Source organism: Rothia sp. HMSC067H10, assembly GCF_001810635.1.
Lineage (GTDB): Bacteria > Actinomycetota > Actinomycetes > Actinomycetales > Micrococcaceae > Rothia > Rothia dentocariosa.
Genome location: NZ_KV802279.1, coordinates 189,436 through 207,468 on the forward strand (window position 1 = coordinate 189,436; position 18,033 = coordinate 207,468).

An 18,033-nucleotide genomic window follows, 5' to 3' on the forward strand; every position below is an offset into this window, starting at 1 on the left:
CCTAGGAAGCGTAGTATTCGTAATTCGCGTTAAGGTGTTCTTGGAGTTGGGGAAGCTCTTTGTAGGTGATGGTCACCTGTGTGGTGTCGTTGAGCAGGTCAAGCTCCAGGATCTTAGCGGAGACGACCTCGTACCCGAGGCGCGATTCCAGATAGGCTTTCAGGGTTCCTTCGTCGCTGATAGCGCGATCCACCGTGACGGTTTGGGTGCGCGGCTGGTTTTTCGCTTCAAAGATCGGTGAATCCAGTAGTGCGATGATTCCGACCAGTACCACCATGAGGATGAAGGCGATATATGGCGGGTCAAGCCGCACGCCGGAGATCAAACCTAGGGCGAGAGATACGAAGTAGTACCCGACCTCACGCTGGCTTAGGGAGGTAGATCGCAGGCGGATAATGGAAAGAACGCCGAAGAGTCCTAGACCCATAGCGCCTGCGGTACTTCCGGCATGTGCCAGGGCGACCGTTACGGTGAAAACACCGGCGTTGATAACCGCGTATGAAATCATGAGTTCACGGGTCTTATGACGAATCATGTACAGGGTGCAGAGCGTGCCAATTGCTACTAGGTCTGCCAGTCCCATCATCAAGATATCCATTGGACTCTCCGTTCCGTTTTGTGTGCCGTTATGTTCTTGTATTTCTAGGTTCGCGCCCGTTCCTGTGTTCTTCCTGTGTCTGTCTTAACTTGTAGTTATGTATTTCGTGCATATCTAAAAGTTCCCCGCGATTGCAGGGAATAAAGGATAAAGAACGAGACTCAGTACTACAAAAATGTGGTGGTATGCTCATAAAAATTCAGAATTTGCATATACGGATCGTGTAGCGCCTATCTAGAGGTCCTAAGGATGCGCAAAAGGCACATTCTGACTTAGATAACGTCTCCTATGCAAATCCTGATTGGTACGCTTTTCGATCGTTATTACTGCCGTGCGGGGTCTTGCTACGGAGGGCGGCTATCGGCAGCTTTTTGCGGAAACTCTCTTCCTAGATTTTGAGGTTTAAACAGCAAAATCCCCCGCTCCTCAATCATGAGGAACGAGGGATTCTATGTAGCCTCCGGCAGCTTCTAGAGCCGCCCCGAGGACTTGATCATCTAATCTTTAGGCACGCTTGCGCTTACGCAGAGCAGCTACGGTTGCACCGCCCACGCCCAGAGCAACCATACCCAGACCTGCTACGGTCAGAGCACCGTTTGCACCGGTGTTAGCCAGCTTGCCATTACTGTTCGAGGAAGCGTTGTTGGAGCCGCCGTTGTTATCCGAGACGTAACCTGCACCGCCGGTACCGTTGGATGCGGTACCATGCTCGCCGTTGCCGCCGTTGCTTTCGCAAGCCACGCCATCATGGTCGCTATCGAGGTGCTCGGCATATGCAGCGTCATTGCGCTGGATGTCCTTGAACCCTGCTTCGTTAGCCTCTTTACAGGTAGCAAACTGGTGAGTTTCAGAACCGTTGGTCACCTGGGCGTTCTCGGTTGCGGCAGCAGATGGGGTGCTTGCAGCCTCCGCTGTGCTGGATGCGCTCGGAGTTGAAGCAGGAGTGGTTGCTTCAGGAGTCGATGAGGGAGTCACAGTCGGCGTAGATGAGGGAGTGCTGCTGCCACCTACGGCGCCCATACCGCCCTGGCCACCTTCACCGGGAAGAGAACCACTCTTTTCAGAAGCAACGACCTTGACCTTTACAGTCTCGCTGCGCCGCACATCGCCAGCCTTTTTGCCAGTCAGAACGGTAATTTCAACATAGTCACGTTCTGCATAGGCAGCATTCCACTTGATGTTGCCGGAGACATAGCCCTGCGCATCTGCATCATAGGTACCCACGATGGAACCTTCATGGTCCTTAAGTACCAGAGTGGAACCAGCAGAACCGTCTTCGGTTGTATAGCCGGAACCTTGGAAAGTCAACTCCTGACCTTCTTTCCATTCATTGGGGAAAGAAATCTTAGCTTCATCGCTGTGGGAGTGTTCCGAATTTCCCGGAACAGAAGTAGATACAGAATTACCGGGAAGGGAATTAGTGGCAAATGCTGCCGGAATGGTAGTAAAACCGCCCACCAATCCGCAGCTCAGAGCTGCAACGGCACCGAAAGTAGCAATTTTTTTAGTTCTCATGCTTTATATACTACTCTCTCAAAGCCCTGTCTTCGCCTCTATGACGGGGTTTGAGCAGATTTTTTAAAGGGAAATTATTAACACAGGTATTTTTGATATATGTACTATTCTCACAAACTTTAAATATCACCTTGAGGTTTTAACTTTAATGTTATTTCAGGCACCTTAAGCTCTTCTAAAAAAGACTCTTGATAGTGAAAATCGGGATTTCCAACGCTTTTTTCTTTTGAGAAGCCTGCGGATTAGCAGATTAGATATCGAGGCGATCCAGCATTTCTTCCAGCGCCTCCCCCACGCCCGTGCGCCACAAATAGGTGACGCGCGCATCCGCACGCCCGGGGCCACCATTCATAACCGCCACGGGTTTATCCGCGCGCAGGGCATCAAGCACAATCTTGTAGCTGCTCATAACCGCGACCGAGGAACCCACCACCAGTACACCTGAAGAATCCGCGAGCATCTGCTGCTGGCGAGACTTCCGGTCGGCGGGCACGGATTCACCAAAATAGACGACATCCGGTTTGAGTTTCATCGAGCCGCAAACCGTACACCCCACCATCTGGAAGCTGCGAATATAGTCGTTATCGAGCTCAACATCGCCGTCAGGATTAACCTGCAATTCGGTACTTTCAAGGCGTTCCAGATACCCCGGATTTGCCGCATCCAGGCGGACATCCAGGCTCTCACGCGACTCGCGCGTTCCGCAGTCCAGGCACAGAATTGAGGATAAATCGCCGTGCAGCGCCAGCACGTTCTTGCTTCCGGCACTCACGTGCAGACCATCAACATTTTGGGTAATCAGGCCGTTCACCGCACCCGCATGCTCAAGTTCGGCGAGCGCATAGTGGGCTCGGTTCGGGGATGCGCGGCGCATGCGCCTCCACCCTACGTAAGATCGAGCCCAGTAGCGTTGTCGGGCGGCGTCGTCGTAACGGAATTCTTGGTAGGTCATGGGCCGGTGGTCTAAGAGCGATCCGGAGGGTCCGCGGTAGTCGGGAATGCCGGATTCGGTGCTGACCCCGGCGCCGGTAAGCGCCAAAACGCCGCCGGTGCGGAGCATTTTTTCGATGCCCTCGGCAGCGTATAGAGGGTCGTGTGGGGTGACGGTTTCGGTGACGACTCGTTCAATGGAGCGAATAGCGGCGCGATGCGCGGAGGCGATGAGTGTGCTTTTCTCGCCCGCGTCTGCGAAGTTCTGCGTATCGGTCCATTTTTCCATGTGTCTAGTGTATGTCGGGAATGTTTCTCTTCCCTAGTTAGGGGTGGGCAACCTGCTCCCCTGCCCAGGTTCTCTTCGTCAAAAATTCCTATACGCAAGATTAGTATTAATGATAGTATTGTTAGTAACAGTAATAGTGAAAGGAAGCATCATGGCAACCCCAACTATCGACGCTATGATCCTGGGGGCTCTGCATGAGCACCCGATGAGCGCCTACGAAATGAACAAAATGATGGACCAGCGCGGAGTACGCAGTTGGGCACGCATCAGCTCACCCTCCGTATACCGCAACCTGGTACAGCTCTACAAGCAGGGATATGTGGAGAGCACCACCGTCAAAGACAGTGCTATGCCTGAGCGCACGGTATACTCCATTACTCTCGAAGGCAAGGAACGTCTTCATGAGCTTCTCTACGATATTGCCTCCAGCCCTGCGCGCGTAGACTTCAACTTCGTCTCCGTCATCGCGAATATCCGCATGGTGGACGAGAAGATGGGGCACGAGCTGTTGCAGTCTATTGCAGATACCTACAGCGAATGGGCAGATCGGCTGGAACAGGCTGCCGCATCCATCGAAGACCAGATAGAGGCGAAGGCAACCCTAGAGCTGTGTTCCGATACCTACCGACTCATTGCGGACTGGGCACGCAAATTCGAGAAGGATTTCTATCAGAATCGCAAGAAGTAAGGGCTGATTCCGCGCTCTTGATTCGGCAATAACCGCTGCTGCGCCGGCCTTGCATTTCCGGGGAGCGGTTATGTGCAAAGGTAATTGCATCGTCGTTTGGTGGCGGCGCATCAATCGGAGAGGAGTTAGGGGGCCAGTAATATACCCTACTAGATACCTCTATGGCGCTTTATGGCACACTGCCTCGATCTTATGCCCGCTAGGGTCAATAAGAAAGGCAGCATAGTAGTTCGGATGATAGTCAGCATGCACACTTGGGGCAATATGGTCCTGCCCTCCCGCTGCCAAGCCCGCTTCGTAGAATGCATCTACCGCTGCCCGCGATGGCGCGGTAAAAGCGAAATGCAGCGGTGATGACGGCTCACCTTGCCCAAGCCAAAACATTCCCGTGTGCTGCGTGCGGTCTGGGTTGCTAAAGCCCATGCCATATGGCTCTTCGTCTATTGTCTTGGCGTAGCCCAGCGGCGCCAGCACTGCCTCATAAAATACTTTGTTTGCTTCAATATCTTTGACGTTGATACCAAAATGATCGATCACTGGTCCGCCTCCTTATGGCTTTGATAATGGTTCGTTCGCTGTCATTTTATTCATAACATACCAGGACGTTATTCCGAGCGTACGAGGAAATAAAATAGCGTTCTAGCTCTGGAGAGACTATTCCATGAAGAAAGTTGCAGCGGGAGCGTAATTTACGCTCCCGCTGCAACTTAGCATTCTATTTTGCGCCGTGATGATTTAGTCGTCACGCTTGGAGGTCACTGACAGACCGTCCATTGCAACATCCGGGTTCACATCCACCTCTACGGTGTCACCATCGTGAATAGCACCCGAGAGAATGCCCTTCGCCAGACGGTCGCCGATCTCGCGCTGTACCAGGCGACGCAGCGGACGAGCGCCGAAGGCCGGATCGTACCCTGCCAAGCCCAGCCACTCCAGGGCGGCGGGGGTAACATCCAGGGTCAGGCGGCGGTCGGTCAGACGCTTGCCCATGCCCTGAATCTGCAGGTTCACAATCTGTCCCAGATGCTCGGAAGAGAGCGGCTCGAACATGATGATGTCGTCCAGACGGTTCAGGAATTCGGGACGGAACGCCTGGTGAACCACCTGCATCGCCTTCTCGGTGCGCTCCTCAAACGGCATCTCCTGATCGACCAGGTACTGCGAACCCAGGTTCGAGGTCAGAATCAGAATCACGTTGCGGAAGTCCACGGTGCGGCCCTGACCGTCAGTCAGACGACCGTCATCAAGCACCTGTAGCAGGATATCGAAGACCTCGGGGTGGGCCTTCTCAACCTCGTCCAGCAGCACCACGGAATAGGGGCGACGGCGCACGGCCTCGGTCAGCTGACCGCCCTCTTCGTGACCCACGTATCCGGGAGGCGCACCCACCAGGCGGGAAACACTGTGTTTCTCGCCGTACTCACTCATGTCGATGCGCACCAGAGCATGCTCGTCATCAAACTGGAACTCCGCGAGAGCCTTCGCAAGCTCGGTCTTACCCACGCCGGTCGGCCCCAGGAACAGGAAGGAACCAATCGGGCGGTTCGGGTCGGAAATTCCGGCGCGGGCGCGGCGAACCGCATCCGCTACGGCAACCACGGCGGCTTCCTGACCGATCAAACGTTCACCGATACGTTTCTCCATCTCCAGCAACTTCTCGGATTCGCCCTGAAGCATGCGCCCGGCGGGAATACCCGTCCAGGAAGAGATAACCTCGGCAATGTCGTCAGCCGTGACCTCTTCAGAGACCATAGCCTCGCCATGAGCCTCAGTTTCGGCGCGCTGAGCTTCCTCCAGTTCCTTCTCCTTGGCGGGAATTTCGCCGTAGAGCAGGCGGGATGCATCCGCCAGGTTACCCTCGCGCTGTGCCACCTCGGCACGCGAACGCAGCTCATCGATTTCACTCTTCAAATCGCCCACGCGGTTCAGACCGGCCTTTTCGGCTTCCCAGCGGGCGTTGAGCGCATCCAGCTGTTCTTTCTTGTCAGCCATGTCTTTACGCAGCGCCGCCAAGCGTTCCTTCGACGCCGGGTCGGTCTCGTTCTTGAGGGCCAGTTCCTCCATCGTCAAGCGGTCTACGGCGCGGCGCAGCTGGTCGATTTCCTCGGGGGCCGAGTCGATCTCCATGCGCAGGCGCGATGCGGCCTCATCCACCAGGTCGATCGCCTTATCGGGCAGCTGACGTGAGGGAATATACCTATTTGAAAGTGCTGCGGCGGCGACCAGGGCGGCGTCGGAAATCTGCACCTTGTGGTGCGCCTCGTAGCGTTCCTTGAGCCCACGCAGAATACCGATAGTGTCATCAACACTAGGCTCACCCACGTACACCTGCTGGAAACGACGTTCCAGAGCGGGATCTTTCTCAATATTCTCGCGGAACTCGTCGAGTGTAGTAGCGCCAATCATGCGCAGCTCGCCACGTGCCAGCATGGGCTTGAGCATATTGCCTGCATCCATAGAACCTTCGGATGCGCCCGCACCAACCACGGTGTGCATCTCGTCGATAAAGGTGACGATCTGACCTTCGGATTTCTTGATTTCTTCGAGCACGGCCTTGAGGCGTTCCTCGAATTCGCCGCGGTATTTAGCACCCGCAACCATGGATCCAAGGTCAAGGCTGATCAGGGTTTTACCACGCAGGGATTCGGGGACGTCGCCGGAGACCATGCGCTGCGCCAGCCCTTCGACCACGGCGGTTTTGCCGACGCCGGGTTCACCAATAAGCACGGGGTTGTTCTTGGTACGCCGGGAAAGCACCTGCACCACGCGGCGAATTTCGGAGTCTCGGCCGATCACGGGGTCGAGTTTACCTTCGCGGGCGAGCGCTGTCAGGTCGGTTCCGTACTTTTCAAGGGCCTGGAAGGTGCCTTCGGGGTCCGGGGTATCCACGGTGCGGTCTCCTCGTACTTGGGGAATGGTCTCTTCAATGACTTTGGCGGTTGCGCCCAGGTTTTCAAGTGCGCGAGCGATATCGCTATCGCCGCTTGCGATGCCCAGCAGCAGCATTTCGGTGGAGATATAAGTATCACCAAATTTCTGAGCGTGGGTCTGTGCACTCTGAATAGCGGCGAGGGCGCTGCGGCTGAAATTTGCGTTCTGCACAGATGCGCCAGATGCCTTCGGCAGCTTCTTAATCTCTGCGGATGCGGCTTCCGAGATAGCGTCGATATCGAGCCCTGCGGCCTTGAGAACCGCTACGGCAACGCCTTCTCGCTGATCCATCAGTGCTTTGAGGATGTGCGCAGGTTCGATGCTGGGGTTACCCGCTGTCTGCGCGTTCATATTAGCGGCGGAGAGCGCTTCTTGGCTCTTGGTGGTGAATTTTGCGTCCATAAATCTTATCCTTTCGTGTCTTGTGCGGGGCGCATCCTGCGCCTTCTTTTTATAGCTAACTTGAGTCTACTACACTCAATGTTTGGATGCAAGGGGTTAATGCAGGTTTTCCGGACCAAAATTCAGCCCTAAAAAGGCTCTTTATGTAAATAAAGCGGTGAAAAATACGCTTTATTTACATAAAGAGCCTTTTTAGGGCGCGGGATGAGAGGGCCAGACTAGGCCTCAGTCCAAGAAGTCATACGGGCTTTGTTGTCGCGCCTGCTCCTCCAAAACCTCGTCGGTAACACCCTGCTGTATGCGCGCCGAGCGCCTATTGGCATTGAAAGCGATCACGGCGGCGGTAATAGCCATGGCAAAGGTCAAAATTCCGAAGGTATTCCCGAATCCTGCACCGTAGCCCACGTAATCGGCACCCGCGAGCGCACCAATTCCCGACACCGGCACCCCGGCACGGTAGTCGGGAATGAACATCCCAAAGAGAAATGCGAGCGCCCAGCAGGTCCACACGGAAAATACGAATCCCCAGGATGCACCAACCCGCGCGTACTCGCCACTGGCAACGCGACGATGCGCATCACGAAGCATCCACCGCGCGCCCAGACACAGAATTACGGCGAGTGCTGGGCCAAATGAGATAGCAAAAATGGGCACGAGATCACCAGCGGCACCAAAGAGGGCACGGCCGACGGTAATCCAAGCAGCAGAGACGAATGCCATGGGGTAGGCCAGATAAAGCGTTATAGTCCGAATCGGATGCATACGCTGCGGCGGGCGCATTGGTGCCTGCCCTTCGTGATGTTCGGATACGTTATTCACATAGCCCATAGTACTAGCTGTGGCACATGTGCAGGATGATGGGCACCTGAACACCCGACCGGTAGGCTTAATCTATGACGAATAATGCTTCTTTTCCCGCCGCAATTCTTTTCGACCATGACGGCACGCTTGTGGATACCGAGCCGGTGTGGGCTGCCGCGAAGGTTGCTCTGGCGGTCGAGTTCGGCGGCACCTGGACCGAGCAGGATACCCTGGATTGTCTGGGGCTTTCTATGAAATTTACGCTTGACCGCCTGCGCGAACGCGGGGTTGATCTGCCGGATGAGCAGATTAATGAGCGCCTAGTTGCCAAGGTTCGTGAGGCATTGACGCATCAGCAGGTGGAGTTTCTGCCCGGTATTGAGCGTTTCCTGACCCAAGTGCGTGATGCCCAGATTCCAGCGGCAATTGTTACGAATGCGACTACGTCGATCGCTCAGCGTACAGCCGATGCCGCCCCGGAAGGAACGTTCTCGGTCATTATTGGCAACGATGAGACGACGCATCCAAAGCCTGATCCGCAGCCATACCTTTTGGCGGCGCAGCGTTTGGGGGTTGAGCCTAGCCGGTGTGTGGCGGTTGAGGATTCGCCCTCCGGGGTGCGCAGCGCAACGGCGGCGGGCATGAAGGTGATTGTAGTGCCGGGTGAGCTTGAGGTTCCCGCCGAGCTGGGGAGTACCCGCATGTTACATACCGAGTTAACGTTGGATGCGGTGCGCGCCTTAGGGTAATAGCCACCCGATTTTCGCGTTCCTCACCGTATTCACAATGATAGTTTGTTGATGGTGCAGGGTTGTGGCGGGGTGTGCTAAGCCTTATCTGGGCTATTTTTTAGCGTTGTCAGAACCGCATCCAAAGCCACCCTTATTATGAATTACTAAAAATAAACTTGACTCCGGGGCGTAAAAATGATTTACTAAGGATAACGCTTTTGCGGGGAGATAGCGGGTGAGAATCCCCCGCCGTCTACCCCTTGAAGCAGCATCTACGCACTAAGAAGGAGTCTCACATGACATTCGCACAATACACCGCACCCGGTCTTACTCTTGACGAAGGCAAAGAAATTTCCGAGGTTCTGCAGGCTCGTCTGCACGACCTTAACGAACTGCATCTTTCCCTGAAGCACGCACACTGGAACGTAACCGGCCCCGACTTCATCGCCGTGCACGAAATGATTGACCCGCAGGTCGATACCGTTCGCAACTTCGTGGACGACATCGCAGAACGTATGGCAACCTTGGGCGCAACCCCCAATGGTCTCGCCGGTGCACTGGTCGCAGCACGCAACCACGAGGATTACCCCGTAGGCCGCGCTCGCGTGACCGAGCACCTGCATGCCCTCAACGACGTCTACACCCGCGTGATCGAAGACCATCGCAAGGCTATCGAGTTCGCCGGCAAGGTTGACCCCATTACCGAGGACCTGCTGATCGGTCAGACCGCTGAGCTTGAGAAGTTCCAGTGGTTCGTTCGCGCATTCCTAGAGAACAGCGCAGGCGAAATCAAGTAATCCGCACACAGGATTTTAGAACGAAAGGTGCCGTCTCCCCTACGCGGGAGGCGGCACCTTTATTGCCCTAACTATCCCCTGTATTGATTTTCCTTAGGTTTTCTTAACAGCCGTTTCTCACGCTACCTGTAAATTCTTTTTCGCATGAAGAAACGTACCAGTGAGGGTACTGGGAAAGATATTTTTCGACGCAGCGAACATAAAAGCACCGGCACCTTTTCCTAGATTTTCGAGTACGAACCCCCTATGCTGGTGAGTTGCACACCAATCTACCCGGGATATCTATGACATCGGCCGAACCGCATAAAACTCAGAGCGAGCATCTTCTCACCACCCAAACTGAGGGGGCTCGCACCGCATCCCAAGATTCTTCCTCGGCAACCGGGCACGCACCTGCACGGCACCACCCCGTCACCCAGCCGAGTGACGCGCAAATCCGGCGGTGGCGGCGTTATCTCGCCGATGAAGAGTCGGAGGCGCGCATCTACCGCTACCTAGCCCAGCGCGCCGAGGGCGAAGAGCGTGAGATTCTGATGCAGGTTGCCGAGGCCGAGAAACGCCATCAACAACACTGGCGCGATATGCTTGGAGAACATGCCGGTAAACCCTCACGCCCCTCACTGTCTTCGGCTATTTTGCAGTTCCTTGCGCGGCATTTCGGATCGGTTTTTATTCTGGCGATGGCTCAGCGTGCCGAATCCCGCTCCCCCTACGCCGAAGATCCGGACGCCACCGAAGAAATGGCGGCTGACGAGGCTATTCACGAAGAAATTATCCGTGCCCTGGCAACTAACGGGCGTGAAAAACTCTCTGGCAACTTCCGCGCGGCGGTGTTCGGCGCGAACGACGGGCTGGTCTCGAATCTGGCGCTGACGATCGGTATTACGGCCTCGGGTGCGTCCAGCTCTATGGTGTTACTTTCGGGGATTGCCGGGCTGCTCTCGGGCGCGCTTTCTATGGCGGCGGGCGAGTTCGTTTCGGTACGTTCCCAGCGTGAACTTTTGGATGCATCCCAGCCGACCCAGGTGACCCTGCGTGTGGCGAGTGACCTTGATATTGATGCGAATGAGCTTGAGCTCATCTACCGGGCGCGCGGTATGGATGAGGAGGCGGCGCATCACCGCGCGCTGGAACGTTTCGGGTACCTCGACTGCGATTGCGACCCGTCACTGTCGCATCGTGCAGATGAAGAGGGCGAGGAAGAGAACGTAGCACTCGGTACGGATATTGGCGCGGCGGCGGCATCGTTTAGCTTTTTCGCATCCGGGGCGCTCGTGCCGATTCTGCCCTATATTTTCGGGATTTCCGGCGTCTGGGCGATGGCGCTTTCGCTCCTGTTCGTCGCCATAGCGCTGGGCTTCACCGGCGGTATTGTGGGTCTGCTCTCGGGGTCTTCCCCGATGCGCCGCGGGCTGCGCCAAATCCTTATCGGGCTAGGCGCGGCGGGCATCACCTACCTGCTGGGCCTAGCCTTCGGAACCACACTGGGATAGAGCCACCACCCCAGAAAGGCTAGTCTGACAAGAGCTCTTGTCTGTATTCAATATGTGGAGAGTTATTCTTTAGAGGTTGTTTTGCAACCACCAAACAGCCCACGCACCACGACAAATATCCTCTGGCCGATTTTAGAAACAAGCGGTATAGGTAGCTGAGAAGCCGGTGTTCCGTTGCATGAGCGCAGCACCCTTCCATGAACAGCACCCTAAAAGTAGGCTGTTTATAAGTATTGACAATATATTATTCTAGTACTAGAGTAGAAGTATTCTACTACTAGAATAATATGATGAAGGTGTCTATGGGTATTTCATTAAATGAACAACTTATTCTAGGTATTCTGACTGAAGGGCCGCAGCACGGTTATCACATTGAACAGGTAATTACGGAACGTGGCATGCGTCAGTGGTCAGACATTGGGTTCTCATCTATTTATTACATTCTTGATAAATTAGAGAAAAAGGGGTTGGCTGATAGCAAAGCCAGTAAAGGTAAAGAGAAAAAGGAATATCAGATTACCGATAAAGGTGTTGAAGCCTTAAAGGAATCAACACTAGAGCTGATTTGCGAACGTAGGCCCACAAACACACATTTTATGACGGGGTTCGCAACCAGTTTTCTTTTAGGCAATGAGGAGTTAATTGTCGCGCTTTCCAAGCGAAAGGAGAGTCTTGAAACTGACCTCAGCAACATGTCACACGAACGAGAAAATAGTCAGCATCATGCCCCCATTGCTCAACAGCTTTTTAGTCTTGGGCAAACACTAATGCTGGCGGAATTAGATTGGATCAATCAGGAAATTCATCTACTTCAAGGAGGAAATGAAGATGGTATTTGATTATAAGAAAGAGTTCAAAGAACTCTACCAGCCTAAGACAGAACCCAGCATTATCACTGTTCCCACAATGAACTATCTGGCTGTTCGCGGTACAGGCGACCCTAATCAAGATGGGGGCGAGTATAAAGAAGCTATTGAATTACTGTATGGAGTGGCTTATACCCTAAAAATGAGCTATAAAGGCCCTCATAAGATAGCTGACTTCTTTAACTATACTGTTCCACCTCTTGAAGGTTTCTGGTGGCAAGATAAAAGCGGAAATGAAATGGATTATACGAGGAAACAAGATATGCATTTTATATCCGTCATTCGATTGCCAGACTTTGTAGCCAAAGAAGACTTCGACTGGGCTGTTGAAACAGCCACGAAGAAGAAAAAGCGTGATTTTTCAAAGGTTGAATTTCTAACTTACGACGAAGGGCTCTGTGTACAATGTATGCACATTGGCACTTATGACAGCGAGCCTGAAACCGTTGCTGCAATGCATGAGTTTGCCATTCAAAATGGCTATCAAATAGATATGAGCTCAGAGCGCCTACATCATGAAATTTATCTCAGTGACCCGAGGAAAGCCAACCCAGAAAAAATGAAGACTGTCGTCCGTCACCCGATTAAATAAGAGTGGCGTTTATTCACTAGAAGATAGCACCCTGGCTGTGAGAATATACGAGACCCCCGGCGGCGCGAGCATAATACTCGCACCGCCGGGGGTCTTATTAGCTGCCTGAACCGGGCGGGATGCTACTTGTTGGCGAAGATTTCGCGCATCAGATTAGCGGCCTCGGAAGGGGTCTTGCCAACCTTCACGCCAGCAGCCTCCAGGGCCTCTTTCTTCGCCTGAGCGGTACCCGAAGAACCTGAGACGATCGCACCCGCATGGCCCATAGTCTTGCCCTCGGGAGCGGTAAAGCCAGCCACGTAACCGACCACAGGCTTGGTGACGTTCGCCTTGATGTACTCAGCGGCACGCTCCTCCGCGTCGCCACCAATCTCACCAATCATCACAATACCCTCGGTCTCCGGGTCAGCCTCGAAAGCCTCCAGAGCATCAATATGGGTGGTGCCGATAATCGGGTCGCCGCCAATACCGATAGCGGTGGTGAACCCAATGTCGGCGAGCTCGAACATCATCTGGTAAGTGAGGGTACCAGACTTGGAAACAAGACCGATCTTGCCCTTTCCGGTGATATTCGCAGGAGTAATACCGACCAGGCACTCCTCAGGGGTGATAATGCCGGGGCAGTTCGGCCCGATAATGCGGGTAATCTGCTTGCCGTTCTCGTCCACCGAAGCCTTCGCGGCAGCCCAGAACTCAGCGGTATCCTGCACAGGCACGCCCTCAGTAATGACGACGACCAGACCGATCTTAGCCTCAATAGCCTCAAGCACGGCAGCCTTGGTGAAGGCGGGCGGCACGAAAACAATCGAAACGTTTGCACCGGTTTCGGCAATAGCCTCGGCAACGGTACCGAAGACCTTCAGCTCAACATCGGAGCCGTCCTTTGCCTTGTGGGTAACGGTGGTGCCAGCCTTGCGGGCGTTCACGCCGCCCACAATGTTCGTGCCGGCTGCGAGCATACGAGCGGTGTGCTTGGTGCCTTCGCCGCCGGTGATGCCCTGAACGATGACCTTAGAGTCTTTGTTCACAAAGATAGACATAGTTTTTCCTATAAATCCTTCGGTGGCGATTACGCCTTGTTAGCGAGCTCTGCTGCCTTGTCGGCGCCTGAATCCATGGTGGTTGCCTGCACCACGAGCGGGTGGTTTGCCTCAGAGAGGATGCGGCGGCCTTCCTCCACGTTGTTGCCGTCCAGGCGCACCACAAGCGGCTTAGCTGCGGAATCGCCCAGAATCTCAAGCGCCTTCACGATGCCCTCAGCCACGGCATCGCACGAGGTGATACCGCCGAAGACGTTCACGAAAACGCTCTTAACCTGCTCATCGCCCAGAATAATCTCAAGGCCCGCAGCCATAACCTCAGCGGATGCGCCGCCACCGATATCGAGGAAGTTGGCGGGCTTCACATTGCCGTGTTTTTCGCCAGCGTATGCCACCACATCCAGGGTAGACATCACCAGACCGGCACCGTTACCGACAACGCCAACTTCACCGTCGAGCTTCACATAGTTCAGGTCGTGCTGCTTAGCCTTAGCTTCCAGCGGGTTTTCGGCGGATTTATCAACAAGCGCCACGTGATCGGGCTGGCGGAATTCCGCGTTATCGTCGAGAGAGACCTTGCCGTCAAGAGCCAGAATATCGCCTTCGGGGGTCTGCACGAGGGGGTTAACCTCAACAAGGGTTGCGTCTTCCTTATTGAAGACATCGCCCAGCTTCACGAGAACCTCAACCACCTTAGGCTGTAGTTCAGCGGAGAACCCGGCGGCCTCAACGATCTCCTGTGCCTTAGCGGAGTCGATGCCCACCAGCGGGTCCACCTCAACCTTAGCGAGAGCCTCGGGGCGTTCAGCGGCGAGCTGCTCAATTTCCATGCCGCCCTCGACCGAGCACATGGCAAGGTACGAGCGGTTTGCACGGTCAAGCAGAATCGAGAAATAGTATTCTTCAGCAATGTCGGCACCCTGTGCGACCAGCACGCGGTGAACGGTATGACCCTTGATATCCATACCAAGAATCTGCTGAGCGTACTCGTATGCCTCTTCAGGGTTTTTAGCGAGCTTCACACCGCCGGCCTTACCGCGGCCACCGGTCTTAACCTGAGCCTTAATGACGGTCAGGCCGCCGATTTCCTCAGCTGCTGCCTTTGCTTCTTCGGGAGTGGTCGCAACAATACCCTTGAGCACGGGTACACCGTGCTTTGCGAAGAGATCGCGCGCCTGGTATTCGAAAAGGTCCACAGGTGTCCTTCTTCGTCGAAGTGATGCCGCCGCATGGGATGCGACGGCCTGGTCTCATGAGGTTCATACGATGCGCCTTGGCACCCGTGCGGGCGCGCGAAAACGCTTTCGAAATCCTCTCGTCTCTACTTTATCGGAAATATAGGTTAGTGTGCACTTGTGGGTGCGCATCAACCCGGTTTTTGTGGGTGGCATCACGTGTTCAGATGCGCCCTACGGGTCGGGGGGTTACGAGACTTTCTCCAACGGCGCATACCGCAGCAGCAAACGCTTCTCTTCGGAGGCAAAACGCACCTTCGCCACGGTCTTATCGCCGGTGCCTTCCAGAGCGAGAACTCGGCCCTCTCCGAACTTGGTGTGGCGCACCGTATCGCCCACCTTCAGCTGCGGAATTTCCTTGCCCTGATGCACCCGTGATCGGTTGCGCACCGCTCCGGATGCGCTGGCTGCGGCCGCCAAACCGTAGCTTGCCGAACCATTGACCTCGGCGGTTGATGGTTCACGGTTCGCTCGGGTGCGGGATTCATCGTATCCTGTGCCGTAGCCGCCCGTGCTGCGCCTGTCTAACCCGCGCCCATCAGCATTGCGCCCACCGCCGGAACTGTATCCGCTCGCCCCGCGATAGCCGCCCTGCCCGTAGCCTCCATACCCGCTGGCACCGTTGGCGTATGCACCCATCCCGGAGGCACCAAACCCGGCAAATCCGCCCAGGCGACGCCACTCGATCAGCTCCTCGGGAATCTCTTCCAGGAAAGGGGAAGGCGGGTTGAACTGGCTCTTGCCCCACATCGTGCGGGTCTCAGAGCGGGTGATATAGAGCCGCTGCATCGCGCGCGTGAGCCCCACGTAGGCAAGGCGGCGTTCCTCGCTCATCTCGCCCTCGTCGGTCAGCGCCCGCTGATGCGGAAACAGCCCGTGTTCCAGCCCGGTCAGGAAAACAACCGGGAACTCCAGGCCTTTGGCGGTGTGCAGGGTCATCAGGGTAATCATGCCCTGTGCCTTCGCTTCTGCGGCCTCGGCGGCAATCTGCGCGGCAGACGGGGTCTGCCCGTCGGCGGAGGCGCCTCGGGAGGGGATCGAGTCGGCATCAGCCACCAGCGAGACATGCTCTAAGAACTGTTCTAAGTCCGCGCCGGGGTTCTCCGCCTCAAACTCGACCATCGCATCCAGCAGCTCCGAGAGGTTTTCCACCCGGGATTCGTCCTGAATATCCTTAGATTCGCGCAGGGCGGCGAGATAGCCAGACTGTTCGAGCACCGCTTCTAGGGTTGTGGCGGCTGATTCGGTGCGCGCAATCTGGGCGAGGTCGTCCATGAGCTTGACGAACTGAGCATACTTTTTCACGGCGGCAGCGCCCAAACCCGGCACGCTCCCCGGCTCGGCGGCAGCGGCACGGGCGGCGGCGAAGAAAGAAATTCGCTGTGCCGATGCGTGATCGGCAACCACGGTCTCAGATTTCGCACCGATACCGCGTTTAGGTTCGTTGAGAATACGCCGCACACTCACGTCGTCGTCCGGGTTTGAGAGGGCGCGCAGGTAGGCGAGCGCATCTTTAATTTCTTTGCGCTCGTAGAACCGGGTGCCGCCGACCACGCGGTACGGCAGTCCGGCGCGCATCAGGAGTTCTTCAAGGGCACGGGATTGAGCATTGGTGCGGTAGAAAATCGCCACATCCGAGGGTTTGATGCCGTGTTCATCGGCAAGCCGGTCTATTTCTTGGGCGATATAGCGCGCCTCCGCATGTTCGGATTCGGCGACGTACCCCACGATTTTTGTGCCCTCCCCCGATGCCGTCCACAGCTTCTTGGGGCGGCGGTTGGGGTTGCGTTCAATCACGGCGTTCGCGGCAGAGAGAATGTTCTGCGTGGAACGGTAGTTCTGTTCCAGCAGAATAATGTGCGCATTGGGGTAGTCACTCTCGAAATCCGTAATATTGCGAATGTCGGCGCCGCGGAAGGCGTAAATCGACTGGTCTGAGTCACCCACGACGGTCAGTTCGCCGGGCGGTGGAGCATCCGGGTACGGTCCCTGCTCGCGAGTGTTTCCCTGCGGATGCGCCCCCACTAACTCCCGCACGAGTGCGTACTGGGCGTGGTTGGTGTCTTGGTATTCGTCCACCAGAATATGCCGAAATTTGCGGCGATAATAGTTTGCGATTTCGGGAAACTTCTTGAGCAAAAACACGGTTTTGCCGATGAGGTCGTCAAAGTCGAGGGAGTTCGCGGCGCGAAGGCGTTGAGTGTAGACGGTGTAAATCTGCGCGATAGTCTTTTCCCACGGGTTATTCGCTGCCGCCGCAATGTATTCTTCGGCGCTCACCAGCTCGTTTTTGAGGGCAGAAATCCTGTGCCCTACGGCCTTGGGGGCAAACTTTTTGGTGTCCAGGTTCAACTCTTTGATAATGAGCGTGAGCAGGCGCTGCGAATCCGCCGAATCGTAGATCGTGAAGGTCGATTTGAGCCCGAGTGCCTTAGCTTCTCGGCGTAGCACGCGCACGCAGAAGCTGTGGAAGGTGGAAATCCACATGTGCTGTGCGCGCGAACCGATCAGCACTTGGATGCGCTCACGCATTTCCGCCGCAGCCTTGTTCGTGAAGGTGATGGCGAGAATCTGCCCGGGGGTTGCCCGACCGGTTGCGAGCAGATGGGCGATGCGGTGCGTCAGCACGCGGGTTTTGCCAGACCCGGCTCCGGCGACGATCAGCAGGGGCGAGCCGGCGTGTAAAACAGCTTCGCGCTGCCGGTCGTTAAGCCCGTTGATCAGGGTTGCGGGGTCGATTGTGCTGAGCGAATAGGTGCGCTCCCCGTAAGGGTCTTCTGGGTTGTACTCGCTTCCGTACCCGCCCACTCGGTAGGCGGGCGGCATGAACTCGCCGAGTGCATCCTCGTGGGCGGTGACAGTTTGGGAGGTCACCGCTTCAGGGTTGAGCTCGGGCATAAAAGATTCGTGGGCGAAGGGGTCTTCTTCGGGTGCGGAACTATCTTCCGGCGGAATGTGGGCATCATATTCGGGATCGTAGGGTGGCTGCGTGTTTTCGAGATCGGCAAAGAGGGTATCTGCGGCAGGCTCAACGCCGGATGCGGAGTTGGTGGGTTCGCTCATGATCTACCTCGCTGCCTAGAATACACGTTCGATATTCCATGCTACCGTATTTGCCCTCTCGC

At 55.6% G+C, this 18,033-nt stretch carries 15 protein-coding genes; 6 read left to right on the forward strand and 9 right to left on the reverse strand.

The window, feature by feature from the left end; all coding sequences use genetic code 11:
• Nucleotide 1: 1 nt before the first annotated feature.
• The 3 genes from HMPREF2756_RS01550 to HMPREF2756_RS01560 form a co-directional block, all read right to left on the reverse strand.
• Entirely contained in the window at nt 2–598 is a 597-nt protein-coding gene (locus HMPREF2756_RS01550) for a DUF4956 domain-containing protein (RefSeq protein ID WP_004005538.1), read from the reverse strand.
• Between the two features lie 504 nt (nt 599–1,102).
• Nucleotides 1,103–2,113: an excalibur calcium-binding domain-containing protein gene (locus HMPREF2756_RS01555; RefSeq protein ID WP_070617491.1), complete on the reverse strand. Its 1,011-nt coding sequence runs from the start codon at nt 2,111–2,113 to the stop codon at nt 1,103–1,105.
• 250 nt (nt 2,114–2,363) lie between these two features.
• Nucleotides 2,364–3,332 carry a Sir2 family NAD-dependent protein deacetylase gene (locus HMPREF2756_RS01560; RefSeq protein WP_070617495.1) on the reverse strand — a complete coding sequence of 323 codons (969 nt, stop codon included), beginning with the start codon at nt 3,330–3,332 and terminating at the stop codon, nt 2,364–2,366.
• A gap of 151 nt (nt 3,333–3,483) precedes the next feature.
• On the opposite strand from HMPREF2756_RS01560, the gene HMPREF2756_RS01565 reads away from it, so the two are divergent.
• On the forward strand, nt 3,484–4,020 hold the full coding sequence (locus tag HMPREF2756_RS01565; protein WP_070617498.1) for a PadR family transcriptional regulator: 537 nt from the start codon (nt 3,484–3,486) through the stop codon (nt 4,018–4,020).
• 159 nt (nt 4,021–4,179) lie between these two features.
• Here the strand turns inward: HMPREF2756_RS01565 and HMPREF2756_RS01570 are convergent, their stop codons facing one another.
• From HMPREF2756_RS01570 to HMPREF2756_RS01580, 3 genes are all read right to left on the reverse strand, one after another.
• Nucleotides 4,180–4,557, reverse strand: a complete 378-nt coding sequence (locus HMPREF2756_RS01570; RefSeq protein ID WP_070617501.1) for a VOC family protein — start codon at nt 4,555–4,557, stop codon at nt 4,180–4,182.
• A gap of 198 nt (nt 4,558–4,755) precedes the next feature.
• Nucleotides 4,756–7,353: an ATP-dependent chaperone ClpB gene (gene clpB, locus HMPREF2756_RS01575; RefSeq protein WP_070617504.1), complete on the reverse strand. Its 2,598-nt coding sequence runs from the start codon at nt 7,351–7,353 to the stop codon at nt 4,756–4,758.
• 225 nt (nt 7,354–7,578) lie between these two features.
• Entirely contained in the window at nt 7,579–8,172 is a 594-nt protein-coding gene (locus HMPREF2756_RS01580) for a hypothetical protein (protein ID WP_246825791.1), read from the reverse strand.
• 74 nt (nt 8,173–8,246) lie between these two features.
• On the opposite strand from HMPREF2756_RS01580, the gene HMPREF2756_RS01585 reads away from it, so the two are divergent.
• From HMPREF2756_RS01585 to HMPREF2756_RS01605, 5 genes are all read left to right on the forward strand, one after another.
• Nucleotides 8,247–8,903, forward strand: coding sequence for an HAD family hydrolase (locus HMPREF2756_RS01585; protein ID WP_070617507.1), 657 nt, complete (start codon nt 8,247–8,249; stop codon nt 8,901–8,903).
• Between the two features lie 278 nt (nt 8,904–9,181).
• Nucleotides 9,182–9,682, forward strand: coding sequence for a Dps family protein (locus tag HMPREF2756_RS01590; protein WP_013397818.1), 501 nt, complete (start codon nt 9,182–9,184; stop codon nt 9,680–9,682).
• 284 nt (nt 9,683–9,966) lie between these two features.
• Nucleotides 9,967–11,175, forward strand: a complete 1,209-nt coding sequence (locus HMPREF2756_RS01595; protein WP_070617509.1) for a VIT1/CCC1 transporter family protein — start codon at nt 9,967–9,969, stop codon at nt 11,173–11,175.
• A gap of 302 nt (nt 11,176–11,477) precedes the next feature.
• On the forward strand, nt 11,478–12,014 hold the full coding sequence (locus HMPREF2756_RS01600; RefSeq protein WP_070617512.1) for a PadR family transcriptional regulator: 537 nt from the start codon (nt 11,478–11,480) through the stop codon (nt 12,012–12,014).
• Complete coding sequence (locus HMPREF2756_RS01605; RefSeq protein ID WP_210393487.1) at nt 11,998–12,633, forward strand: GyrI-like domain-containing protein; 636 nt, start codon at nt 11,998–12,000, stop codon at nt 12,631–12,633. The genes HMPREF2756_RS01600 and HMPREF2756_RS01605 overlap by 17 nt, the downstream gene beginning before the upstream one ends.
• Nucleotides 12,634–12,755: 122 nt before the next feature.
• On the opposite strand, the gene sucD is transcribed toward HMPREF2756_RS01605, so the two are convergent.
• The 3 genes from sucD to HMPREF2756_RS01620 form a co-directional block, all read right to left on the reverse strand.
• Nucleotides 12,756–13,673 (reverse strand): succinate--CoA ligase subunit alpha, encoded by a 918-nt coding sequence (sucD, locus tag HMPREF2756_RS01610; RefSeq protein WP_037236873.1) that lies wholly within the window; start codon nt 13,671–13,673, stop codon nt 12,756–12,758.
• 29 nt (nt 13,674–13,702) lie between these two features.
• Nucleotides 13,703–14,869 carry an ADP-forming succinate--CoA ligase subunit beta gene (gene sucC, locus HMPREF2756_RS01615; RefSeq protein ID WP_070617514.1) on the reverse strand — a complete coding sequence of 389 codons (1,167 nt, stop codon included), beginning with the start codon at nt 14,867–14,869 and terminating at the stop codon, nt 13,703–13,705.
• A gap of 228 nt (nt 14,870–15,097) precedes the next feature.
• Nucleotides 15,098–17,971 (reverse strand): ATP-dependent helicase, encoded by a 2,874-nt coding sequence (locus tag HMPREF2756_RS01620; protein WP_070617517.1) that lies wholly within the window; start codon nt 17,969–17,971, stop codon nt 15,098–15,100.
• Between the last annotated feature and the right edge of the window lie 62 nt (nt 17,972–18,033).